The 24,274-nt window shown below is 55.0% G+C and carries 22 protein-coding genes and 3 pseudogenes; 15 read left to right on the top strand and 10 right to left on the bottom strand.

Annotated features, from left to right (window positions below; all coding sequences use genetic code 11):
• Positions 1-141: 141 nt before the first annotated feature.
• The 3 genes from fieF to cpxP form a co-directional block, all read right to left on the bottom strand.
• Entirely contained in the window at positions 142-1,044 is a 903-nt protein-coding gene (fieF, locus tag HA41_RS05495) for a CDF family cation-efflux transporter FieF (protein WP_094119924.1), read from the bottom strand.
• 237 nt (positions 1,045-1,281) lie between these two features.
• Positions 1,282-1,437, bottom strand: a complete 156-nt coding sequence (locus tag HA41_RS05490; protein ID WP_031375603.1) for a con-10 family general stress protein — start codon at positions 1,435-1,437, stop codon at positions 1,282-1,284.
• Positions 1,438-2,048: 611 nt separating this feature from the next.
• Positions 2,049-2,558 carry a cell-envelope stress modulator CpxP gene (gene cpxP / locus HA41_RS05485; protein ID WP_094119923.1) on the bottom strand — a complete coding sequence of 170 codons (510 nt, stop codon included), beginning with the start codon at positions 2,556-2,558 and terminating at the stop codon, positions 2,049-2,051.
• Between the two features lie 148 nt (positions 2,559-2,706).
• Here cpxP and cpxR point away from each other — a divergent pair, with 148 nt between their 5' ends.
• The 3 genes and pseudogenes from cpxR to trmL all read left to right on the top strand — a co-directional run bounded on the left by cpxR (position 2,707) and on the right by trmL (position 5,289).
• A complete protein-coding gene (gene cpxR, locus HA41_RS05480) occupies positions 2,707-3,405 on the top strand; it encodes an envelope stress response regulator transcription factor CpxR (RefSeq protein WP_094119922.1) in 699 nt (232 codons plus the stop codon).
• A pseudogene (cpxA, locus tag HA41_RS05475) lies at positions 3,402-4,702 on the top strand (envelope stress sensor histidine kinase CpxA); the annotation flags it as partial. The gene cpxR and the pseudogene cpxA, both read left to right, overlap by 4 nt.
• A 113-nt stretch (positions 4,703-4,815) precedes the next feature.
• The gene (gene trmL / locus HA41_RS05470; RefSeq protein ID WP_094119921.1) at positions 4,816-5,289 is read left to right on the top strand and encodes a tRNA (uridine(34)/cytosine(34)/5-carboxymethylaminomethyluridine(34)-2'-O)-methyltransferase TrmL; all 474 of its coding nucleotides are present in this window, start codon (positions 4,816-4,818) and stop codon (positions 5,287-5,289) included.
• On the opposite strand, the gene cysE is transcribed toward trmL, so the two are convergent.
• The 5 genes and pseudogenes from cysE to HA41_RS05445 form a co-directional block, all read right to left on the bottom strand.
• Complete coding sequence (gene cysE / locus HA41_RS05465; RefSeq protein ID WP_094119920.1) at positions 5,286-6,107, bottom strand: serine O-acetyltransferase; 822 nt, start codon at positions 6,105-6,107, stop codon at positions 5,286-5,288. The genes trmL and cysE overlap by 4 nt on opposite strands.
• Positions 6,108-6,175: 68 nt before the next feature.
• The gene (gene gpsA / locus HA41_RS05460; RefSeq protein WP_208612745.1) at positions 6,176-7,192 is read right to left on the bottom strand and encodes an NAD(P)H-dependent glycerol-3-phosphate dehydrogenase; all 1,017 of its coding nucleotides are present in this window, start codon (positions 7,190-7,192) and stop codon (positions 6,176-6,178) included.
• A complete protein-coding gene (gene secB, locus HA41_RS05455; RefSeq protein WP_031375597.1) occupies positions 7,192-7,662 on the bottom strand; it encodes a protein-export chaperone SecB in 471 nt (156 codons plus the stop codon). Before secB ends, gpsA begins: the two co-directional genes overlap by 1 nt.
• Positions 7,663-7,700: 38 nt before the next feature.
• A complete protein-coding gene (gene grxC / locus HA41_RS05450; protein ID WP_094119918.1) occupies positions 7,701-7,955 on the bottom strand; it encodes a glutaredoxin 3 in 255 nt (84 codons plus the stop codon).
• Positions 7,956-7,974: 19 nt separating this feature from the next.
• Positions 7,975-8,405 (bottom strand): annotated as a pseudogene (locus HA41_RS05445) (rhodanese-like domain-containing protein).
• Between the two features lie 253 nt (positions 8,406-8,658).
• Between HA41_RS05445 and envC the strand changes: the two are divergent.
• The 4 genes from envC (at position 8,659) to HA41_RS05425 (ending at position 13,103) form a co-directional block, all read left to right on the top strand.
• On the top strand, positions 8,659-9,960 hold the full coding sequence (gene envC, locus HA41_RS05440) for a murein hydrolase activator EnvC (protein WP_094119917.1): 1,302 nt from the start codon (positions 8,659-8,661) through the stop codon (positions 9,958-9,960).
• A 3-nt stretch (positions 9,961-9,963) separates the two neighbouring features.
• Positions 9,964-10,866, top strand: coding sequence for a divergent polysaccharide deacetylase family protein (locus tag HA41_RS05435; protein ID WP_094119916.1), 903 nt, complete (start codon positions 9,964-9,966; stop codon positions 10,864-10,866).
• A gap of 103 nt (positions 10,867-10,969) precedes the next feature.
• Complete coding sequence (locus HA41_RS05430; protein ID WP_094119915.1) at positions 10,970-12,199, top strand: glycosyltransferase; 1,230 nt, start codon at positions 10,970-10,972, stop codon at positions 12,197-12,199.
• A complete protein-coding gene (locus tag HA41_RS05425) occupies positions 12,192-13,103 on the top strand; it encodes a hypothetical protein (RefSeq protein ID WP_094119914.1) in 912 nt (303 codons plus the stop codon). The genes HA41_RS05430 and HA41_RS05425 overlap by 8 nt, the downstream gene beginning before the upstream one ends.
• 30 nt (positions 13,104-13,133) lie before the next feature.
• Here HA41_RS05425 and tdh read toward each other — a convergent pair whose 3' ends face one another.
• Positions 13,134-14,162, bottom strand: coding sequence for an L-threonine 3-dehydrogenase (gene tdh, locus HA41_RS05420; RefSeq protein ID WP_094119913.1), 1,029 nt, complete (start codon positions 14,160-14,162; stop codon positions 13,134-13,136).
• Between the two features lie 10 nt (positions 14,163-14,172).
• Positions 14,173-15,369, bottom strand: a complete 1,197-nt coding sequence (locus HA41_RS05415) for a glycine C-acetyltransferase (RefSeq protein WP_094119912.1) — start codon at positions 15,367-15,369, stop codon at positions 14,173-14,175.
• 230 nt (positions 15,370-15,599) lie between these two features.
• Between HA41_RS05415 and rfaD the strand changes: the two genes are divergently transcribed.
• The 8 genes and pseudogenes from rfaD (at position 15,600) to HA41_RS05370 (ending at position 24,182) form a co-directional block, all read left to right on the top strand.
• Complete coding sequence (gene rfaD / locus HA41_RS05410; RefSeq protein ID WP_094119911.1) at positions 15,600-16,532, top strand: ADP-glyceromanno-heptose 6-epimerase; 933 nt, start codon at positions 15,600-15,602, stop codon at positions 16,530-16,532.
• A gap of 17 nt (positions 16,533-16,549) precedes the next feature.
• Complete coding sequence (gene rfaF, locus HA41_RS05405; protein WP_094119910.1) at positions 16,550-17,608, top strand: ADP-heptose--LPS heptosyltransferase RfaF; 1,059 nt, start codon at positions 16,550-16,552, stop codon at positions 17,606-17,608.
• Positions 17,596-18,573: a lipopolysaccharide heptosyltransferase RfaC gene (gene rfaC, locus HA41_RS05400; protein WP_094119909.1), complete on the top strand. Its 978-nt coding sequence runs from the start codon at positions 17,596-17,598 to the stop codon at positions 18,571-18,573. The genes rfaF and rfaC overlap by 13 nt, the downstream gene beginning before the upstream one ends.
• Positions 18,570-19,645 (top strand): annotated as a pseudogene (locus HA41_RS21580) (glycosyltransferase family 9 protein). Before rfaC ends, HA41_RS21580 begins: the two are co-directional and overlap by 4 nt.
• 9 nt (positions 19,646-19,654) lie before the next feature.
• The gene (locus HA41_RS05390) at positions 19,655-20,647 is read left to right on the top strand and encodes a glycosyltransferase family 8 protein (RefSeq protein WP_094119908.1); all 993 of its coding nucleotides are present in this window, start codon (positions 19,655-19,657) and stop codon (positions 20,645-20,647) included.
• Positions 20,648-20,919: 272 nt separating this feature from the next.
• The gene (locus HA41_RS05380; protein WP_094119906.1) at positions 20,920-21,906 is read left to right on the top strand and encodes a glycosyltransferase; all 987 of its coding nucleotides are present in this window, start codon (positions 20,920-20,922) and stop codon (positions 21,904-21,906) included.
• 73 nt (positions 21,907-21,979) lie between these two features.
• Positions 21,980-23,056, top strand: coding sequence for a putative lipopolysaccharide heptosyltransferase III (rfaQ, locus tag HA41_RS05375; RefSeq protein WP_094119905.1), 1,077 nt, complete (start codon positions 21,980-21,982; stop codon positions 23,054-23,056).
• The gene (locus HA41_RS05370; RefSeq protein ID WP_094119904.1) at positions 23,049-24,182 is read left to right on the top strand and encodes a glycosyltransferase family 4 protein; all 1,134 of its coding nucleotides are present in this window, start codon (positions 23,049-23,051) and stop codon (positions 24,180-24,182) included. Before rfaQ ends, HA41_RS05370 begins: the two co-directional genes overlap by 8 nt.
• The last annotated feature ends 92 nt before the right edge of the window (positions 24,183-24,274 follow it).

Raw genomic sequence — 24,274 nt, 5'->3', positions numbered from 1 at the left:
TGCGATTAGCGCGACACGTGATGGCAGATAGTATATCAAAGGCTTGCTGCTGAATTGATTCAGGTCAGACAACTTTTCACTATTTTTTGCAGCAATATTAGCGTTACGTCAGGCCTTTCGTATCAGTCTGATTCATTTAAGTTAAAAACCTAAAGAATCTTCTCTCTCAAACGGTACCACAGAACAGGGATCCTGATGGATAATTACGTCCGAACCGGGAAATTGTTTGCGTAGCGCTTTTTCAACCTGGTCGGCGATGCGATGCGCCTGCACCAGCGGCAGCTGATCCTCCAGCTCCAGGTGCAGCTGGATAAATTTGGTCGGTCCGGACTGGCGGGTGCGCAAATCATGTACGCCCTGCACCTGCGGCCAATGCGTCGCCAGGGTCAGAATCTGTTGCCGTTCTTCTTCCGGTAGCGCGCGATCCAGCAGCGACTGTACTGCCTCATACCCCATACGCAGCGCGCTGTAGAGAATGAAGACACCGATGCCCAGCGCAAACAGCGCATCAGCCCGGACGAAGCCGTAGCCGCTCAGCACCAGCGCGATCAGTATGGCACCATTCATAATTACATCTGATTGATAGTGCAGCATATCTGCCCGAATCGCCTGACTGCGGGTTTTGCGTACCACCCAGCGCTGAAATGCCACCAGAATCAGAGTCGAAGTCAGTGCCAACACGGTCACCACGATACCGACGCCAGGCGCACGGAGTACGTTTGGTGAAGCGAGATGTTGCAGACCGGTCAGAAACAGAAATAGCGCGGAGCCCGAGATAAACATGCTTTGCGCCAGCGCCGCCAGCGACTCCGCTTTGCCGTGTCCGAACGTGTGGTTTTCGTCTGCTGGCTGCAGCGCATATCGCACCACCAGCAGGTTGGTCAGCGAGGCAGCGATATCGACCAGTGAATCGACCAGCGCTGCCAGCAAACTCACTGAACCGGTGTACCACCAGGCGAAAATTTTCACGATTAGCAGTACCGAGGCAAGAATCGTCGCAGCCAGAGCAGCACGCTTTACCAGTCGGCCATAAGAGGGTTGCATGCCAGGTTCCGTATGCAGCATCAATAGTGATGCGCACCCAAATGAAAGAGTGGCTAAAGTTTAACACCGCCTTCAGAAGACCGCTTAATTGTGATCAATGGGGAGAGTATTGGTTGGGGAAGGAAACGCGATGATAAAAACAAGCCCCGGCCACAGCAGGAGGACGGGGCAAAGTGCTTAACACACCAGGGCCAGCAGTATTTCATTTGCCAGCCGCGTCAAAGGGTAGAACAGCAATTATTTTTTGCCGCCTTTTTTCCCTGCTTCTGATGCTTTTTCACGATCGTTTTTGAAATTTCCGCCGCCACTGTTCTGACCGCCTTTTTTACCGGCTTCAGATGCTTTTTGCGGATTTTCTGCGAAATTACCTGAACCACCACGATGCTCTGCCATAACTTACTCCGTTAATTGATTCATTCAGGACGACATAATGTGGTTGTTGCTCCCTGATACTTCGCGAAGACACTTCATTTCCCTGCAGTGACAGGATTAAGTGTAGTCGCTGGACCTGAGCCAGCAAGCGCAACGCGGGGAATGCAGGCCGTTGAAAAACGGAATGAATCTGGCGTCTCCAGGCGGTATATAGCTATTTTTCAATCAGTTAAATAATCTGTCTTCACGCTTAACCCTACCGTTCTGCTTAAACACAGATGCCACGCTTAAAAGCGCAAATACGGTGATGTTCGGCAAGAAAGAATGGGTAAGCGCTAACAAAATGACAGGTTTATTGCGGAGTGATGATTATTATCAAAACCAAAAAACTTAAAAAAAGATAAAAAACCCGCATCTGCGGAGTCTTGTTCAATCCTTCAGAAAGCAACTGACGCCCTGGTGTTCATCTAGCGCCCACACTCCGATGACTTCATAAAGCTTAATATCGCTTCATAATTTTTTAAGTCTATGATTCACAAGAAGGCGACGTTAATCCCGGATAAAAAAAACCCCCGCATCATGCGGGGGAAGACAGGGATGGTGTCTATGGCAAGGAAAACAGGGATACTATGTTACTGGTTACTGCTGGTACTACTCACTGCTTGCAGCGATGATGCTGACTGCAAATTTGATAAGTGGCGCAACTCGTTGAGTCGCTGCTGGTAATTCTTCTGCAACGTCGCCTGCTGGGCTGGCGTGAGCAGATGAAACATTTGATTCTGTACACGCGCCATCTCGACCTGTTGTTCAACCTGAACTCTGGCGATGTTTTCCGCCTTCTCGCGGATGGCCGTTTCGTTAAATGTGTCTGCAGTCACTAACTCATGCAGAGCGGCGATATCATCAAGACGGACCGCCGGACGTTCGTGTCGGGCCTGTTGCATCAGGTCACGCATCTGTTGACGCTGCTGTTCGGTCAACTCGATGCCCTCGAACATGTGGCTTTGCGGATTTTGCGTCATACTGCCTGTCGGTAATCCGCCATGATGCATCTCGTCAATCGTCGTCGTATCTTTAGCACCTGCGCTGGCGAGACTAAGAGCCATCGCTGAGGCAAGGACGACGGCGGTTAATGTGCGCATCGTTTACTCCAGTTCGTTCCGTTTTGCGATTCAACGAGAGCCAGTGTACGGCGATAGCTGCAAACATCCGTCAGGGGGTGTAAAACTACGTAAAGCGATGGATGGGTGCGCCAGGAACACGCTATTTTGCCTGCGGAGGGCTACAAAAATGAATAAAATCCTGTTGGTAGATGATGACCGCGAATTAACTTCGCTTTTAAAAGAACTGTTAGAAATGGAAGGGTTTGAAGTGGTGGTAGCCAGCGACGGTGAACAAGCGCTGAGCCTGCTCGATAACTCAATTGACCTGCTTTTACTGGATGTCATGATGCCGAAAAAGAACGGCATCGACACCCTGAAAGAACTACGACAGCAACATCAGACACCGGTCATCATGCTGACTGCACGCGGCAGCGAGTTGGATCGCGTTCTGGGCCTCGAACTGGGCGCCGATGACTATCTGCCTAAGCCGTTTAACGATCGCGAACTGGTGGCCCGTATCCGTGCCATTTTGCGCCGCTCCAACTGGAGTGAGCAGCAGCAGCAGCACGACAACAGCTCACCCACGCTGGAGGTCGATTGCCTGCGCCTTAATCCCGGTCGCCAGGAAGCCAGCTTTGATGATGTGACGCTGGATCTCACCGGCACCGAATTCACTCTACTCTATCTGCTGGCACAGCACCTGGGTCAGGTGGTGTCGCGTGAACATCTGAGCCAGGAAGTGTTGGGCAAGCGCCTGACGCCGTTTGACCGGGCGATTGACATGCACATCTCCAACCTGCGCCGTAAACTGCCTGAACGTCGTGATGGCCATCCCTGGTTCAAAACCTTACGTGGACGAGGCTACCTGATGGTCTCGGCATCATGATTGGCAGTCTGACCACCCGCATTTTCGCCATCTTCTGGTTAACCCTGGCGCTGGTGCTGATGCTGGTGCTGATGGTGCCCAAACTCGATTCACGACAGATGACCTCTCTGCTGGAAAGTGAACAGCGGCAGGGTACGATGATCGAGCAGCATGTTGAAGCTGAACTGTCACAGGATCCCCCTAACGATCTGATGTGGTGGCGCCGCTTATTTCGTGCGGTAGAAAAATGGGCACCGCCGGGTCAGCGGCTGCTGTTAGTGACCAGCGAAGGCCGGGTGATCGGCGCGCAACATAATGAAATGCAGGTTATCCGCAATTTTATCGGCCAGTCCGATAATGCGGATCATCCGCAGAAGAAGAAATATGGTCGGGTTGAACTGGTCGGGCCGTTTGCAGTGCGGGATGGCGAAGATAACTACCAGCTCTACATGATCCGCCCGGCCAACAGTTCCCAGCTCGATTTCGTCAACCTGTTGTTTGACCGTCCCTTACTGCTGCTGATCGTGACGATGCTGATTAGCTCGCCGCTGCTGTTGTGGCTGGCATGGAGCCTGGCGCGTCCGGCACGTAAGCTGAAATACGCCGCCGATGAAGTGGCCAGCGGTAACCTGCGTCAGCATCCGGAACTGGAATCAGGCCCGCAGGAATTTCTGGCCGCTGGCTCCAGCTTTAATCAGATGGTGAGTGCGCTGGAGCGAATGATGACCGGTCAGCAACGCCTGCTGTCAGATATCAGCCATGAACTTCGCACCCCGCTTACCCGCCTGCAGCTGGCGACAGCGCTGTTGCGTCGTCGTCAGGGCGAAGGCAAAGAGCTGGAGCGCATTGAGATGGAAGCGCAGCGTCTGGATGGCATGATCAACGACCTGCTGGTGCTGTCACGTACTCAGCATAAGAATGCGCTGGTCAGCGAGGCGATGAAGGCCAATCAGCTGTGGAATGGGGTGCTGGAAGATGCCCGCTTCGAAGCCGAACAGATGGGCAAGAAGATGGACATTCCTTATCCACCCGGTCCGTGGCCGCTCTACGGCAACCCGCACGCACTGGAGAGTGCGCTGGAGAATATCGTGCGCAATGCGCTGCGCTATTCGCACAACCACATCAGCGTCAGCTTCTCAGTCGATATCTCCGGCATCACGGTGCATGTCGATGATGATGGACCTGGCGTCAGCCGGAAGATCGCGAACAGATTTTCCGGCCGTTTTACCGCACGGATGAAGCGCGCGATCGTGAATCAGGTGGCACCGGCCTGGGTCTGGCGATCGTCGAAACGGCAGTGCAGCAACATCGTGGCTGGGTCAAAGCCGACGATAGCCCGCTTGGCGGTCTGCGCCTGACGATCTGGTTACCGCTCTACTCCTCCGGACGACAATAATTTGCTATGCTTCGGCCCTCGTTATCGGGGGCCTTATGCTTAACATTGTGTTGTTTGAACCTGAAATCCCGCCGAATACCGGCAATATCATTCGTCTGTGTGCCAATACCGGCTTTCAGCTTCACCTGATTGAGCCGCTCGGCTTTGCCTGGGATGATAAGCGCTTACGGCGCGCGGGTCTGGATTACCACGAATTTACCGCTATCAAATTCCATGCTGACTATCAGGCATTTCTGACAGCAGAGTCACCTGCGCGCCTGTTTGCGCTGACCACCAAAGGCACGCCCGCGCACAGCGCAGTGCAGTATCAGGCCGGGGATTATTTACTGTTTGGTCCGGAAAGCCGCGGGCTGCCAGCTGAGATTTTGCAGGCCTTGCCAGCGCAGCAGAAGATTCGTATACCGATGCAGGCCGAAAGCCGCAGCATGAATCTGTCGAATGCAGTCTCGGTGGTGGTGTATGAAGCGTGGCGCCAGCTGGGTTACGCTGGCGCACTGATTAAAGATTAGATGCCGTCGCCAAACTGAAAGCCCGCCAGGCTGCCATTAAAATGCTGATCCATGTCCATTGATGGCTTATCACTGCCTGGCTTACCGACGATGCGTGCAGGCACGCCGGCGGCAGTGGTGTGCGGTGGCACAGGCTGCAATACCACCGAACCGGCACCGATTTTCGCGCCGCGTCCGACTTCAATGTTGCCGAGAATTTTTGCCCCGGCACCAATCATCACCCCTTCACGGATTTTTGGATGGCGATCGCCGCTGGTTTTGCCAGTTCCGCCGAGCGTCACCGACTGCAGGATCGAGACATCATTCTCAACCACCGCGGTTTCACCAATCACAATGCCGGTCGCATGGTCGAGCATGATGCCGTGACCAATATTGGCCGCGGGATGAATATCGACCGCAAACGAGACAGAAATTTCATTCTGCAGATAGACTGCCAGCGCCCGACGCCCTTCGTTCCATAGCCAGTGGCCGATACGATACGCCTGCAGGGCATGGAAGCCCTTAAGATAGAGCAGTGGCGTCGAGTATTTATCGACGGCCGGATCGCGCTGACGCACTGCCTGAATATCACAGGCAGCGGAGAGGATCATTGAAGGGTCCTGACGATAGGCTTCTTCAATAATTTCCCGGATGGCGATAGCGGGCATAATCGGGTTAGCCAGCTTGTTGGCCAGCATATAACTCAACGCACTACCGAGATTCTCATGCTTAAGCAATGTCGCGTGGTAAAAGCTGGCCAGCATCGGCTCACAATCAGCCAGGGCTCGCGCTTCAGCTTTAATATTATTCCAGACCAGTTCTAACTCATCAGACGACATTGCTGTTTTCTCCCGATAAAAAAAGCGCCTGAATGGGCGCTACAGGTGATGACGCTACGCTTCCTGCTTTAGCTATTGCTGTTTTCGTCCTTCCTTGTCCGCCCCAGCAGGCTTAATGCTGCATCCCGCGCGGGTTTTTCGCAATACAGCACCTGATAAATCTGCTCGGTAATGGGCATTTCCACGCCAACTCGTGCAGCTAATGCTTTGACTTCTTTAGTGTTTCGGTAGCCTTCTACAACTTGTCCGATAATGCGTTGTGCGCTATCTACATCCTCGCCTTGTCCCAGCATCATGCCAAAACGACGGTTGCGTGACTGATTATCGGTACAGGTCAGCACCAGATCGCCCAGACCCGCCATGCCCATAAAGGTGGTGGGATCGGCCCCCAGTGCAGCGCCTAAGCGGCTCATCTCTGCCAGACCGCGGGTAATTAATGCGGTACGCGCATTAGCGCCAAACCCTATGCCATCGGAGATACCGGCACCGATGGCAATGACGTTTTTCACTGCCCCGCCCAGCTGTACGCCGATAAAGTCAGGGTTGTTGTAGACGCGGAAACTTTTGCCACAGTGCAACTTCTGCTGCAGGTCGTCAGCAAACTGCGCATCGGTGGCGGCCAGTGCAATCGCGGTAGGCAAACCTGCCGCCAGCTCTTTCGCGAAGGTCGGGCCGGAGATCACCGCCAGCGGAATCGACTCGCCAACGATCTCTCGTGCCACATCCTGCAGCAGGCGTCCGGTCTCTTTTTCCAGCCCTTTGGTGGCCCAGACAATGCGCGAATCCGCACGTAATTCCGGCTTAATCTGTTGCAGCACATCACCAAAGACGTGACTCGGCACCACAATCAACAGATCGCGGCTGGCCGCAATGGCTTTTGCCAGGTCAGGTTCAAGGGAGAGATTGTCGGGGAACGGCACGTCGGGCAGGAAAGCGGTGTTACAACGGTCAGACTCAAGTTGCGCCAGATGCGCCGGGTTATGTCCCCACAGCAGCACCGGATGGCCGTTACGGGCCAGGGTAATCGCCAAAGCGGTGCCGTACGAGCCGGCACCGATGACGCTAATCGAAGCGTGAGTAGTCATCAGGCATCCTGATGTGGTTCAGCGCCTTCTTCACCTTGCTGCTGCTGCAGGTAGTTCATAAACAGCGCATCAAAGTTAACCGGCGCCAGGTTCAGCTGCGGGAAAGTACCACGAGAAACCAGGCTGGTAATGCATTCACGTGCATACGGGAACAGAATGTTCGGGCAGTAAGCGCCCAGGCAATGTGCCATCTGCGTGCCTTCGATACCGCTGATGGTGAAAATACCGGCCTGCTGAACTTCACACAGGAAAGCGGTCTCTTCACCCACGGTCGCGGTTACAGTCACACGCAGCACGACTTCATAGACTTCGTCAGCCAGTTGAGAAGATGCAGTATCCAGATCCAGTTTGACGTCCGGCTCCCACTCTTTCTGGAAAACCTGCGGCGCGTTAGGCGCTTCAAACGAGATATCTTTGGTGTAGACGCGCTGAATCTGGAATTGCATTTCGTTAGTGTTGTGTTCTGACATGTGACCAGGTCCTATAAGTGAGAATATCCGGCGTAAACTTACGCCTGCAGTAAGGGATCTAAACCTTCGCGATTATCGAGTGCGAATAAGTCATTGCAGCCGCCAATGTGCTGCGCATCAATGAAAATCTGAGGCACGGTCGTGCGGCCGCTGCGCTTGATCATCTCTTCACGTTTCGCCATGTCGCCATCGATGGGGATCTCCTGGAACGAAACGCCTTTTTGCGTCAACAGCGCCTTTGCCCGGTGGCAGTAAGGACAGGTTGCTTTGGTGTACATCTCAACATTTGCCATGATTAGCACCTCAGTAAGATTATTTACCGCGAATTAACGGCAGATTTTCACCGCTCCAGCCGCTGATGCCGTCTTTCAGCACCGAAACCTGAGTGAAGCCAGCGGCACTCAGATGGGCAGCAGGATCGGCCGCGCTTTGTCCGGTCGCACATACCACAATGATGGGCTGCGCTTTATGCTTTTCCAGCTCGCCTAAGTTGCCTTTTTAATCTCTGCGGCTGCCACATTCAGCGCACCAGAGATATGCCCTCTGCGAAAATCGTCGCGCGAACGCACGTCTACAACTACCGCGTCCTCTTTGTTAATCAGGCGGGTTGCTTCACCGCGGCTGATGGTTTTTACCTTAGAGAACATTCCTTTAACGGTAGTCACAATCACCAGAATGAGTAAAGCGACCCACGCCAGACTGAGGATGGGGTGATTGCTTGCAAACTGCATAATTTCTTGCATGAGGGGTAACGACTCCAGACCGGGCTAATAAGCTAAAACAAGGGTTCTGAGTATACCTGCGCCACCTCTCATGTACAGATGCTAAGCGGCGAGAGTGGCAATTTGAGTGTCATTTTCCAAAAAAATCTGGCGAAAGCGCAAAAATGACGTAACGCTTAGGCGGTGTCCTGAAAAAACCGGACATAACTGGAAAAGCAAATGCCGGTGCGGTTTGCTGGTAAGCGGCGGTTCATCGTGGAATAATCATTGGCCTATGAAGGGAAAAACAACCGTTTCGCACACAAGGACCCGTCGCAACGGCCATAACCTGCCGTTGTCCACACATCTGTCCAGTCTCTCCCTTAGCCTGCTTTGTGCGGGCGTACTGTTATTGCCAGCCGCTGCGCAGAGTGCAGATGACAGCAAATCTCAGCTGCAGTCTATTCAGCAAAACATCGCCGAAAAAGAAAAAAGCGTCAAAGCGCAAAAGCTGCAGCGCAGCAAGCTGCTGGATCAGTTACAGAGCCAGGAAAAAATTATCGCTCAGGCCAGTCGTCAGCTGCGTGAAACCCGCAATAGCCTGACAGCCCTGAATAATGAAATCACCCAGCTCGCCGCCTCGATCGCCCGGCTTGAAAAACAGCAGGGACAACAGGAAAAGCTGCTTTCGCAACAGCTCGATGCTGCATTTCGCCAGGGTCAGCATAATGGCCTGCAACTGCTGCTCGGTGGCGAAGAGAGCCAGCGCAGCGAGCGCATCCTGGCCTATTTTGGTTACCTGAATGCCGCGCGCCAGCAAAGCATTGAGGCACTACAGCAGACACGGCAGGATTTGAATCAGCAGCGTGCCTCGCTGGAGCAGAAACAGCAGCAGCAGAAGAGCCTGCTGACCCAGCAGCAAAGCCAGCAGCAGAAACTGCAGCAGGCGAGCGCAGCACGTAAGAAAACCCTGACTTCTCTGGAAAGCGCACTGGAAAAAGATCAGGCCGATCTGGTGGAGATGCGCCAGAACGAAACCCGCCTGCAGGACAAAATCGCCCGGGCAGAACGTGAAGCACGCGAACGTGCCGCCCGCGAAGCGCGTGAGGCGGAAAAAGTCCGTCAGCGCCAGGCGCAGGCGAAAGCCAAAGGCTCGCGTTATCAGCCCACCCAGAGTGAACGTGAACTGGTCGCCCGGACTGGCGGCTTAGGTCGCGCCGGCGGCCAGGCCTTGTGGCCGGTACGCGGGCGTATCGAACATCGCTTTGGCGAACAGTTACAGGGTGAACTGCGCTGGAAAGGGCTGGTGATTGATGCGCGGGAAGGCACCGAGGTGAAAGCCATCGCCGACGGTCGCGTGCTGATGGCCGACTGGTTGCAGGGCTATGGTCTGGTGGTGGTACTGGAGCATGGTAAAGGCGATATGAGTCTGTATGGCTATAACCAGAGTGCGCTGGTCACGGTAGGTGCCCAGGTGAAAGCCGGTCAGCCGATCGCGCTGGTCGGCACCAGCGGTGGCCGTGGCACCCCATCGCTCTATTTTGAAATCCGACGTCAGGGCCAGGCCGTCAACCCACTGCCGTGGTTAGGAAAATAAGTTTTGCTGCAACTTCGAAAAATCTCCGTACTGCTGAGTAGCCTGCTGCTCAGCTACGCTGCCCACGCGGGCAAACTCGCGATTGTGATTGATGATGTCGGCTATCGCCCGACCGAAGAAAATAAGGTTCTGCAGATGCCACAGGCGATTTCGGTTGCCGTGCTGCCCAATGCGCCGCACGCGCATGAAATGGCCAGCAAAGCGCATCAGATGGGGCATGAAGTGCTGATCCATCTGCCGATGGCGCCGCTCAGCAAGCAGCCGCTGGAGAAAGATACCTTAACGCCGGAGATGAGCAGCGAAGAGGTGGCGCGCATCATGCGCAATGCGGTTAACAACGTGCCTTATGCGGTGGGTCTCAATAACCATATGGGCAGCAGAATGACTTCCAGCCTGCCCGGCATGCAGAAGGTGATGCAGGCGCTTAACCACTACAACCTCTACTTCCTCGATAGCATGACGATTGCTAACAGTCAGGCTGTCCCGGCCGCAGTGGGGACCCAGGTCAAAGTGCTGAAACGCAGAGTGTTTCTTGATGACAGCCAGGATATTAACGCCATTCGTCAGCAGTTCAGCCGTGCGGTGAGACTGGCGCAGCGTGATGGATACGCCATCGCGATTGGTCATCCGCATCCCAACACGGTACGCGTGCTGCAACAGATGTTACCGACGCTGCCAGCGGAGATTACCTTAGTCCGGCCCAGCCAGTTGCTGAACGAACCGTTGCATAACGGCTCTCGCACGCCAGTCACGCCGCAAAAGCCCACCACACCGCGCTTCCAGCCGCCTGGGCTGTGTAAGCCAAAGCAGCCGCTGACGCCGGTCCCGGCGATTCATGCACTGAATGTCGTCAGCGAAAGCGTGGCCCGGAGTCCGTTGTTTAAGCAGGTAAAAAGTCTGTTCTGAATGTGCGATGAATGCTAAGTCTGCAGCTTAGCGTTCAATTCTATGCAGAAATTACTATAATCCCGGGTCGGGCCATGAGCTGCTGTGTGGAATATTGAGACGGATGACGATTAATAAACAAAAAATTCTGCTGCTGGATAACGGCAGAGAATGGGGTGGCGGCACCAACAGTATGCTGGAGCTGCTGAAGCGTATTGATCGTCAGAAATTCGATATCACCTGCTGCTTTTACCACAACTACAGCCGTGGCAACGACGAAACCATTGAGTCCGCGTTGCTGGCCCTGGATATTCCGGTATTTTTCATTCCGCAGATTAAACAACCGCGCTGGGCTAAAGTCGTCAAAGAAGTGATGCGCGCCCTGCTGTTTTTTAATAAAAAATTCAAGAAGCGTGCTATCGACCTGGTTGATGAGCGCTGGCGCGTCATCCCCAACGCCAGCAAAATCAATTCGCTGCTACAGCTGGGTAATTACGACATTCTTTACATGAACAACCAGCCCAGCACCAACGTTGAAGGCTATCTGGCAGCACGTGGTCTGAATGTCGCCGTGGTGCAGCACTGCCGTATCGATCCGCTACTGGAGCCGCGACTGGTCAGCATGGTAAATCAGGATTGTCAGGCGGTGATCGCGGTATCTGAGGGTGTGAACGCCACGTTACGCAAGCACGGCGTCAATGCGGCTCGCTGTTTTACCGTCAGCAACGCCATCGATATTCACCAGCCGCTGCCCGACCGCCTTGAAGTGCGTCAGCGCTTTAAACTGGCGCCCAACACCTTTGTGTTTGGCTCGATTGGCTCGCTGATATTACGTAAATCTAATCATCATATCCTGCAGGCGCTGGGACGTTTCAAACGCGCTCATCCGGACGCTGACTGGAAAATGATGATTGTTGGCGCCGGTCCCGAACTCCAGCAGCTGTTGCAGCTGGCGACGGCGGAAAATATTCAGCACCATGTAGTGTTTACCGGTTTTCAGAATAACGCGCTGGATTATCTCACCGCCCTCGATACTTTTATCCTGGCGTCGCGCAGCGAAGGCCTGCCCCGCGTGGTGCTGGAAGCGATGCTGGTGAACACCGCCGTGGTCGGTTCACGCGTGGTCGGCACTGCCGAATTGATCAGTCATGATGAAACCGGGTTGCTGTTTGATTACGGCAATGTGGTGCAACTGACCCAGCATCTTACGGCGCTGTGGCAGGATGCGGATTTACGTCAGCGACTGATCAATGCGGCAGGCAAGCGCGTGCGTGAACAATACGCTATTGAAACCTATGTCAGCGGCGTCGAGACTATTCTCCAGAGCGTCGTCAGAGAAAAACCCCATGTTTAATTTTTTAAATCCTCGCTATCGCCATATCCGGGCGCGCCATAATCTGCCCTACGATCAGGCGGGCGTTCAGGGTGATGTCACGGTCACCTCGGTAGTGATCCCCTGCACCGGCGCGGATTACATCGAAGAAGCGAAGCTGAGCGCCTCGTTTGCCGCGCGCTTTGCGACCCAGGCGGAAGAGATTGTGATCGTCAGCGATCAGCCCGCCGCCGCCTTTGGCGAGCTGCCTGCGAAAACCCGGATTGCCACGCTGGAAGTGCCGCATCGCGAAGAAAACTATCGCTATAAGCAGATCTATCGCAGCCGGTTAATCAAGCTGCAGGCGCCGCTGCAGGCCAGAGGCGACGGTATTCTGATGATCGATTCTGACCTCAACCTGCTTAAGATGCCTGACATCCGGATGAGGCCAGGCCATCTCTACTCCAGCTTCCGCCAGGGAAAAATGATTGCCAAGCTGGAAGGCGCGCCTGAAGAAGCGATCCCGGCTTATTACCTGCCCAGCATCCGACCTTACCTGGTCGACCACGTCAATGGCGCTTATCTGGCGGCAACGCGTGCAGTCTGGCAGCGTATTTCTCCTCTGTGGCTGACCCTGTTCAATGACACCTGGAACTTAATGAATGACAGCCAGCCGCCCACTGACCAGCTGCCGCTGGCGGTGTTGCTGGACATGCTGGATCTTAAAACCGTGAATCTGGGTGAATGGGCCAACTGGCCGGTTTCGAAGAAAATGGGCGGCCAGTCCGCCGTGATCCCGGCGGAAGTGGTCGGCGCGCATGGCGGCTTTCCGCTGTCGGAATGGCAAAAATACCTTCGTGATCCCCGTCAGCCGCTGACGTTCAAAGGTCAGGATTACACCCGTAAGGTGCGCTACCTGACCGACGAAGAGAAAAAGCAGGCATAACAACGCGGCCGCAACACGGCGGCCGTTTTTTTAATCCCAGTTCAGGATCACTTTTCCTGAACGCCCGGAACGCATTTCATCAAAGCCCTGCTGAAAATCATCAATCCCATAGCGATGGGTAATAATCGGCGTTAAGTCGAGGCCGGACTGAATCAGCGCCGCCATTTTATACCAGGTCTCAAACATCTCACGGCCATAGATCCCCTTAATGAACAGCCCCTTAAAGATCACCAGATTCCAGTCGATGGCCATTTCACCCGGAGGGATACCCAGCAGCGCGATGCGTCCGCCGTGGTTCATCACCTCCAGCAGCGAGCGGAAAGCAGGCGGTGCGCCTGACATCTCCAGTCCGACATCAAATCCTTCGGTCATCCCCAGCGACTGCATCACCTCACGCAGATCCTCTTTCGCCACGTTCACTGCCCGGGTGACGCCCATTTTTTGCGCCAGCGACAGCCGGTATTCATTGATGTCGGTAATCACCACATTGCGCGCGCCAACATGACGACAGACCGCCGCCGCCATAATGCCGATCGGGCCGGCACCGGAGATCAGTACATCTTCGCCGACCAGGTCAAACGACAACGCGGTATGTACCGCATTGCCGAACGGATCAAAAATCGCCGCCAGCTCATCGGAAATGTTGTCAGGAATTTTGAACGCGTTAAATGCCGGGATGACCAGATATTCAGCAAAACAGCCCTGACGGTTAACGCCCACGCCGACGGTATTGCGGCAAAGATGAGTCCGTCCGGCGCGGCAGTTACGGCAGTGACCACAGGTGATGTGGCCTTCGCCTGACACCCGATCACCCACCGTAAAGCCTTTAACTTCCTGCCCGATCGCGACCACTTCACCGACATACTCATGACCCACAATCATCGGCACCGGAATGGTTTTACGCGACCAGTCGTCCCAGTTGTAGATATGCACGTCAGTGCCGCAGATAGCCGTTTTGCGGATCTTTATCAGCAGGTCGTTATGGCCCGGCTCAGGAATGGGCGCGTCGGTCACCATCCAGATGCCCGCTTCTGGTTTGAGTTTGGCGAGTGCTTTCATGGTTGATTCCTCAGGCGATGACGCCCAGTTGTTTGCCGATACGGGTAAACGCCGCCACTGCGCGTTCGAGCTGCTGCTGGCTGTGCGCCGCAGAAATCTGGGTGCGGATACGCGCCTGGCCTTTGGGTACCACCGGATAGAAGAAGCCGGTGACATAGATGCCTTCCTGTTGCAGCAGGCGGGCAAACTCCTGTGCCACGCTGGCTTCACCCAGCATCACCGGAATAATGGCGTGGTCGGCACCGGCCAGCGTAAAGCCCGCCGCGCTCATCTGCTCACGGAAGAAGCGGGCGTTGTCCCACAACCGCTGACGCAGCCCGTCGCCTTCACTTAACAGATCAAGTACCCTCAGTGACGCAGCAACAATTGCCGGTGCCAGCGAGTTGGAAAAGAGATAAGGCCGCGAACGCTGACGCAGCCACTCCACCACTTCCGCTTTCGCCGCGGTGTAGCCGCCTGACGCGCCGCCCAGCGCTTTGCCCAGCGTGCCGGTGATGATGTCGACACGGCCCATTACCTCGCAATATTCGTGAGTCCCGCGGCCGGCATTGCCGACAAAGCCCACCGCATGCGAATCATCCACCATCACCAGCGCCGAGAATTCATCGGCCAGGTCGCAGATTGCCCGCAGGTTAGCAATCACGCCATCCATTGAGAACACGCCATCTGTCGCAATCAGAATATGACGGGCACCGTTAGTACGCGCCTCCTGTAAACGTGCACGTAGCTGCGCCATATCGTTATTGGCGTAGCGATAGCGCTGCGCTTTGCAGAGCCGGACGCCGTCAATGATTGAGGCGTGGTTCAGGGCATCAGAAATAATGGCATCCTGGGCATCCAGCAGGGTTTCAAACAAGCCGCCATTGGCATCGAAACAGGAGGAGTAAAGGATCGCATCCTCCATACCGAGAAATTCCGCCAGCCGTTTTTCCAGCAGCTTGTGGCTGTCCTGAGTACCGCAGATGAAGCGCACCGAGGCCATGCCAAATCCGTGCGAGTCCATACCCTCTTTCGCCGCCTGAATCAGTGCGGGATGGTTGGCTAATCCCAGGTAGTTGTTGGCACAGAAGTTAATCACCGCCGGGTCGCTGCCGACCGCGATTTCCGTCTGCTGGGCAGAGGTGATAATCCGCTCCTGTTTAAACAGGCCTTCCTGACGTGCAGTATCGAGTTGCTGACGAAGTTGTTGATAAAATTGCGCGGGCATTATTGCTCTCCTCAGATGGCAAAAATTTGGCACATCTTACTGAAGAGACAGCTTCACCACGATAAATCACCCAACAGAATGTCATTTTTGCAGGATAGTTCACGCCCTGGCGAATACCGCACAAATCGTTACAGAGTCATCTGGCTGTCTGCACCCTGATGAAATGTTATGATGTGAAGTATTCGTGTGTGAAACCTCCTGTTTCACCCCACAACGTTGAAGGTAACAACATGATTATCGTAACTGGCGGCGCAGGAATGATTGGCAGCAACATCGTCAAAGCGCTGAACGATCGCGGTCACACCGACATTCTGGTGGTGGATAATCTGAAGGATGGCACCAAGTTTGCCAACTTAGTCGATCTGGATATCGTCGACTACATGGACAAAGAAGAGTTCCTGATGAGCGTGATAGCGGGCGATGATTTAGGCCCGATCGAAGCGGTGTTTCATCAGGGTGCCTGCTCTGCCACCACCGAGTGGGATGGCAAGTACATGATGGAGAATAACTATCAGTACTCGAAAGAGCTGCTGCACTTCTGTCTTGAGCGCGAGATCCCGTTCCTTTATGCCTCTTCAGCAGCCACCTACGGCGGCCGCAACGAGAATTTTATCGAAGAACGCCAGTATGAGCAGCCGCTTAACGTTTACGGCTACTCGAAAATGCTGTTCGATCACTATGTCCGTCAGATGCTGCCGGAAGCCAATTCTCCGGTGTGCGGTTTCCGCTATTTCAACGTCTACGGACCGCGTGAAGGCCACAAAGGCAGCATGGCAAGCGTCGCCTTCCATCTCAATACGCAAATCAGCAACGATGAAAATCCAAAACTGTTCGAAGGCAGCGACGGTTTTAAACGTGATTTTATCCATGTGGATGATGTGGCAGCAGTTAATCTGTGGTGCTGGGAGAACGGCATTTCCGGCATCTATAACTGCGGTACCGGCCGCGCTGAGTCCTTCCAGGAAGTGGCGGATGCGGTGCTGAAGTTCCATCAGAAAGGCCAGATTGAGTACATTCCGTTCCCGGAAAAACTTAAAGGCCGCTATCAGGCCTATACCCAGGCGGATCTCACTAAGCTGCGTGCCGCTGGCTACGATAAGCCATTTAAAACGGTGGCACAGGGCGTCGCTGAATATATGGTCTGGCTCAACCGTAACGCATAAAGGAAGCAGCTCCGGCGATGAAAATTCTGGTAATCGGCCCATCGTGGGTCGGCGATATGATGATGTCGCAAAGTCTCTATCGCACCCTTAAGGCCGAACATCCCGATGCGGTGATTGATGTGATGGCTCCGGCCTGGTGTCGTCCCCTGCTGTCACGTATGCCGGAAGTGAATCAGGCGCTGGCGATGCCGCTTGGACATGGTGCGCTGGAGATTGGCGAGCGTCGTCGATTAGGCAAAACGCTGCGCGCCAGTCACTACGACCGTGCCTATGTGCTGCCGAACTCCTTCAAGTCGGCGCTGGTGCCGTTCTTCGCCGGGATAAAACGTCGCGTCGGCTGGCGCGGCGAAATGCGCTATGGCCTGCTCAACGATCTTCGGGTGCTCAATAAAGCGGCCTTTCCGCTGATGGTTGAGCGCTACGTCGCGCTGGGCTACGACACGCCAGTCGAATCGGCACAGCAGCTGCCGCAACCGCTGCTGTGGCCGAAGCTGCAGGTAGAGGAGCAGGAAAAGATAGAGACCGCCGCGCAATTTCAGCTGTCGGCGTCGCGTCCGATCATCGGTTTTTGCCCAGGCGCCGAATTTGGCCCGGCAAAACGCTGGCCGCACTATCACTACGCTGCGCTGGCACAGCAGCTGATCGCGGAAGGTTTTCAGATAGTACTGTTTGGTTCGGCCAAAGATCGGCCGACCGGTGAAGAGATTATCGCTGCGCTGCCGGAAGAAGCTCGCGCGCATTGCCGGAATCTGGCCGGGGAAACCCAACTGGAACAGGCGGTGATTCTGCTGGCGCAGTGCCGGGCAGTAGTCAGTAACGACTCCGGCCTGATGCACATCGCCGCCGCGTTGGATCGTCCGCTGGTGGCCCTGTATGGTCCCAGCAGCCCGGACTTTACGCCCCCCCTTGCCCGACAGGCGCGGGTGATCCGCCTGATTAGCGGCTATCACAAAGTGCGTAAAGGTGACGCTGAGCAGGGCTACCATCAGAGCCTGATCGACATCCAGCCCGAACGTGTGCATCAGACCCTTACCGAATTACTCGACGCACCGCAGGAGGTGCCATGCACGTCCTGATCGTTAAAACGTCCTCAATGGGCGACGTGCTGCATTCGCTGCCGGCGCTGACCGATGCAATGCACGCCATTCCCGGCATCCGCTTTGACTGGGTGGTGGAAGAGAATTTTTCCCAGATCCCTGGCTGGCATCCCGCCGTGGATAAGGTGCTGCCGGTCGCGATTCGTCGCTGGCGTAAACACTGGTTTGGCAGTCAGCAGCGTGAAGAGCGCGTGCAGTTTAAGCGCGCGTTACAGTCACGTGAGTACGATATCGTGATTGATGCGCAGGGGCTGATTAAAAGCGCGGCGCTGGTGACCCGGTTGTCAAAGGGTATTAAGCATGGCCTGGATAGCCGCAGTGCGCGTGAACCGTTTGCCAGCTGGTGGTATGACGTCCGCCATGAGGTCAGCAAGCAACAGCACGCCGTCGAGCGTACGCGCGAACTGTTTGCCAAAAGTCTCGGCTATGAGAAACCGCCCAGCCAGGGCGACTATGCAATAGCCGGGCACTTCCTGCATCATCTGCCGGCCGATGCGCAGCACTATCTGGTGTTTCTGCACGCCACCACGCGTGACAATAAGCACTGGCCCGAGTCGCACTGGCGGCAGCTGATTGAATGGGCGCAGCCGAGTGGATTGCGGGTGAAGCTGCCGTGGGGCGCGGAGCATGAGCATCAGCGTGCGCTGCGACTGGCGGAAGGGTTTGAGCATGTCGACGTGCTGCCTAAGCTAACGCTGGAAGCGATCGCTCAGCAACTGGCTGGCGCGCGTGCGGTGGTATCCGTCGATACCGGACTCAGCCATCTGACCGCGGCGCTGGATCGCCCTAACCTGACGCTGTATGGTCCGACCGATCCGGGGTTGATTGGCGGTTACGGGCAGAACCAACAGGCGCTGAGCGCCCCGAATCATAATCTGACGGAGCTGACTGCCGACGCGGTGGCAGAGAAACTGCAGGCCGTTATTACGGAAAACAGGCCATGAACTATGTGTTGATCTATCTGCTGCTGGTGCCGTTTCGCACGCTGATGCGGCTGTTTTACCGGCCGACCGGGCGTAATCTAATCATCCAGACGGCAAAAATCGGTGATTTCATTAATATCACGCCGATGCTGCGCGCGCTGGGTCAGTCCGAATTATTAATCAGTAAGGCGGTAGAACCGCTGGTGCGCCATGATGATACCGTCAGCCGCTATTTTCTGATCGAAGAGGCGAAGCGCAGCTTCTTTGCCAAGCTTAAACTGGCGTTCACCCTGATGAACCGCTACGACAATGTTTATCTGGTGCAGCCCAACAGCGTAAACCTGTTTTTGCATCGCTGTGTAACGCGCCGAACAAACAGTTTCTGCGCACCTATGTGCGTAAGTCCTACCACGCGGTGTTCTATCGCCGCGCCAGCGGCATTGTGGATCATGCTAAAACCGATTTAACCCTCGACAGCTACCTGAAACTGATTAATCGCGAGTACCGCTATACCGATTTTCCTAAGCACGCCACGTCGCCGCTATGGCAACCGCCCGCGCCGCCTGCTGCGCTGCTGACTCCGCGTGAAGGCATTAAAATCGGCATCAGTATCTCCGCTGGCAACCGGGCGAAAACTATTCCCGCCAGTGTCTGGCGGCAGCTGATGGAAGCGCTGGCCGACCTGCCCTGTACCTTTTATGTGTTCGGGCCGCCTGCTGAACAGCCGTGGCTGGATGAATTGCTGAGCTTAACCGGCCCGAAAGAAAATATCGTGAGCCTGATTGGTGAGCTAAAACTGGAAGAGGTGCCCTGGGCCATCGCGCAGATGGATTTCTATATCTCTTCTGATTCTGGTAATGCTTATATTGCTGACGCCCAGCAGATACCGTTAATCGTGCTTTACGGCCCGTGTGATATCAGAGAACAGCGCCCGGTTCATAATGCACTGTTTATCGGACCCGATAATATTGCTGCAACGTCGTTCATTTTTGCCGCCCCTTATGCGTTTGATCAGCCAGCTGAAAAATTATTCGGGCTGGATCACGATAAACTGACTAGAATACAAACGTTTATTACTCATAATCTGGAATAGTGAAGCGTAATGGCAATTACCCCTGTTGCTGATGCTGTTCAGCAAAGTAAGCTTCTGGTCAACACGCTCTCTGATACGGATGTAAATCCCGTGCACGTTGCCTTTGGCATCAACCACGCCTATGCGCGTGGTCTTGGCATTACGTTATATTCACTACTCAGCCATCATCCTGATACCGCTTTCCACGTCCATATCTTTTCAGACTCGCTAAGCGAACAGGATGTTGAAAAATTACGCTCGCTGGCAGTCGGTCATCGGCTGGCGATTACGCTGCACATTTTCAATAGTGTCTGGGTCGATCAGTTGCCGGCGGTCGGACGCTACCCAAAAAGCATCCATTATCGTTTTCTGATCCCCGAAACCGTGGCGCACTTCAGCGATCGGGTGATCTACATCGACGCCGATACGCTGGTGGTGGGTGACTATTCGCCGTTATTCACCCTGGATATTGCCGATTACACGCTGTGTGCCTGTAACGACACGCCACGGGCGCGACAGAATCAGTGTCCGAAGCTCGGTCTCCAGGGCAACAACTACTTCAACTCCGGCTTTATGCTGATCAATATTCCACGCTGGATGGCGCGTCAGACCACGGCCCGCATTACCGAGGTGCTCGTCACCCGCGGAGGGGAGTTTGGTTTTCCCGATCAGGATGCGTTGAACATTGTGCTGGAAGATGAAGTACTGATCCTGCCGGAGCGTTATAACCACATTTACGACATCATCGCGAACAAGGTATGGCACCGCTTCCAGGTTCCGAACGATACCGTGATGATTCACTACACCGGTAAATGCAAACCCTGGCATGCCTGGGGCGGTAGCGATCTTTCGTTGCTCTATTACGACTATTACCAGCGCTCACCCTGGGCTTCACAGTCGCTTGATTTACCAGAACATTATAAAGAGATGAAGCGGTTCGCGCAGATTAAGTGGTATCAGAAGCAATATGCGGAAAGCGTCAGCTGGATGATGAACTATGTCCGGCACAAGTTTCTCGGTTAGCGCGGCGCGGTCATTTTTTGATACCGGTTGTGTCACCTGTCGTATCTGTGGCGTGACGGGCGTTCGCTATTCCACGTTTCAGGCATACCGCTTCAGGGAAAAAGGGATTCTGCGTGCGTTTTTGTTAACAATTCCGGTGATTTACTTCAGCATGGGCGACAGACAGTTTTATAATCGTCAATCACCCTATTTTATTTTGCTGGCCTGGACCTGGTTATGATGATGAGGCAAACCCCTTTCGCTTTTCACTCTGCGCGAGTACAAACGCTGTCATGAGTGCCCTTCCCCTGTTGAGTATCATTACCCCGATGTATAACGCGGGCAGCATGTTTGATCAGTTCATGCAATCGCTGCTGGCGCAAACGCTGACGTCGCTGGAGATCATCATTGTCGATGACGGCTCTACCGACGGTTCCGGTGAGCGCGCCGACTATTACGCCCAACATCACTCGCAGGTTCGCGTCATTCATCAGGAAAACGGCGGCGTCTCACGCGCGCGTAATGCCGGCCTGGCGATCGCGCAGGGGAAATATGTCACCTTTCCGGATGCGGATGACACCATGAACCCGGAGATGTATCAGACGCTGGTGACACTGGCGGAAACTGACGATCTGGATGCCGCACAGTGCAATGCCGAATGGTATTTCAAACATAGTCAGCGGGTGAAGCCGCTGATTCCGCTGGACCGTTTGCGCAGTACCCCGGTACTAAGCGGTCCCGACTGGCTGAACACCGCGCTGAAAACCCACCGCTACATGCATGTGGTCTGGCTGGGCATTTACCGTCGTGCGCTGATTGAACAGCATCAGCTACTGTTTGAACCGGGTCTGCATCACCAGGATATTCCCTGGACGACCGAATTCATGCTGCTGGCAAAACGGGTGCGTTACACCGACGCAGTGCTCTATCGCTACTACATGCATGACGCCTCAATCAGCAACCGCAAGCGCACCGGCCAGCGTAACGTCGAATATCAGCGCCATTATCTGAAGATTGCCCGTTTGCTGGAGGATCTGAATCACCGCTATCGTGGCCGGGTAAAGATCTACCCATCATTCCATTATCAGGTGACGCACGAAGCACTCAGCGTCTGTCATAGCGTACGACGTGAGCCGGATAACGAGGCACGTCAGGCGATCATCACCGATCTGTTCGCCAGCCAGACGCATCGGCGGATGTTGCGCAATGCCCGCGGGATTAAGCAGTGGTACCAACTGCTGTTGTGGCTGAGTCGCCTCTATCGCTGGCGTAACAAATAACCCTTGAGGCTGGCTTTATCCTAAAAAGGGTTTGCCCTACAATCGGTTCACTAAAATTTGAGAACAATTGTTTATGGCCAGTCCGACTCCAGCAAACGTCTCTCCGCAAAACATATTGCTTATTAAGCTGCGCCATCATGGCGACATGCTGCTGACGACGCCGGCGATTAACGCGCTTCGTCAGCGTTATCCGCAGGCCAGTATCGACGTGTTGCTCTATCAGGAAACGCGCCCGATGCTGGAAGCGCATCCGGATATCCGCCATCTGCACGTCATCGACCGTAAATGGAAGCAGCAAGGCGGCTGGCGCAAGCTGGGTCATGAAATTGACCTGATTCGTGCGGTACGGGGTTGTCATTACGATCTGGTAATTAATCTTGCCGATCAATGGCGTGCCGCCCTGATTACCCTTCTTTCTGCTGCGCCGCTGCGCATCGGTTTCGCCTTTAAAAAGCGCGATAACCTGCTGTGGCGCCTGTGCCATAACCGGCTGGTGCCCACTCACGATCACAACAAGCTGCACACCGTGGAGCAGAATATGTCCGCGCTGGCACCGCTAGGCATCAGCAGCGAGGGGGCCCGGGTATCGATGCACTACAGCGCTGCCGATCAACAAAACGTGCTCGCCAGACTGGCGGAGAAGCAGATCGCTTCACCGTTTATCGTGGTGCAGCCGACGTCACGCTGGGGTTTCAAATGCTGGGAAGAAGAGAGCGTTGCCGCCACCATCGATCTGCTGGCGCAGCCACAACGTCCGGTCATCCTGACCGCCGGGCCGGATAAACACGAACTGGCGATGATCGCGCGCATTCAGGCGCTGTGTACCTCGCCGCATGTGGTGTCACTGGCAGGCCAGTTCACCCTGCCGCAGCTGGCGGCGCTGATCGACCATGCCAGGTTGTTTATTGGCGTCGACTCTGCCCCGATGCATATGGCGGCAGCACTGGATACGCCCTGCATCGCGCTGTTTGGTCCGACCAAACTGCAGCACTGGCGTCCCTGGGGCGACAATAATCATGTCATCTGGGCGGGCGATTATGGTCCACTGCCTTCACCGGATTCGATTGATACCAAAACTGATCAGCGTTATCTCTCTGCTATCCCGGTTAAGGATGTAGTCGCGGCGGCAAGGAGCTATCTGAATGAGTAAGTTACGGCTGGCGATTGTCCGGCAAAAATACCGGCCTGACGGCGGAGCAGAGCGCTTTATCTCACGCGCGCTGGAGGCGCTGGGTAGCGAGCAGCTCGATCTCAACATCATTACCCGTAGCTGGCAGGGCACGCCAAATCCGGACTGGCATCTGCATATCTGTAACCCATCGAAGCTGGGCCGTGTCTCTCGCGAGCGCGGTTTTGCCCTTGCGGCACGCGCCTGCTGGGAACGGGAAAAGTTCGATATCGTGCAAAGCCATGAGCGTATCGCTGGCTGTGACATCTTTCGCGCTGGTGATGGCGTTCACCGTGTCTGGCTGGAGCAGCGAGCACGCATTGTTTCACCTATGCAGCGCCTGAGCGCCCGTCTCAGCCCGTACCATCGCTATGTGCTGCAGGCGGAAGCAGAGATGTTCAATTCACCGACGCTGAAAGCGGTGATCTGTAATTCAGAGATGGTGAAACGCGACATTTTGCGTTGCTTCTCGCTCGGCGCCGAAAAAATCCACGTCATTCATAACGCCATCGACGCCAGCCGTTTTCAGCCCGCGACGGAAGCCACACGCCACGCGACTCGTCAGCAGTTATCGCTGCCCGATAGCGCGACCGTGCTGATCTATGTTGGCTCCGGGTTTGAGCGTAAAGGGCTGAAAGCGGCGATTGAAGCGCTGGCTGGCAGCAATCGTTATCTGATTGTGGTCGGTCAGGATAAACAGCTGCAGCGCTATCAGCAGCTGGCGAATCAGCACAACTGCCTGGATCGTCTGCGGTTTGTCGGCGTGCAGCAGGATGTGCAGCCGTTTTACCATGCGGCCGATGGGCTACTGCTGCCTACGCTCTACGATCCTTTCCCGAATGTGGTGCTGGAAGCAATGGCCTGTGGCTTGCCGGTGATCACCAGTACCGGTTGCGGCGGCGCGGAATTTATTACTGCCGGTCAGGAAGGTTTCGTTTGTGATGCGCTGGATATCGATGGACTGCGTCAGGCGATTCAGGCAATACCGGCGCTTTGTGACGACTCACGTATGGGTGAAGCCGCGCGGCGCAGAATTGAGCCTTATGGGCCACAGCGACTGGCAGAGTCGCTGACATCGTTGTATCAGCACGTGCTGCGAAGCAACTGACAATGTGGGATGAGTGGATGCAGGGTTTCTGATAACATGCCGCCATCTGATTTTAATCTGTTTTTAGACGCGAACATGTCGTAACGGTAACT

It is taken from the genome of Pantoea conspicua (assembly GCF_002095315.1).
Lineage (GTDB): Bacteria > Pseudomonadota > Gammaproteobacteria > Enterobacterales > Enterobacteriaceae > Pantoea > Pantoea conspicua.
The sequence above is the reverse complement of the archived record's forward strand: the minus strand, read 5'-3'. Positions and strand labels throughout refer to the sequence as shown.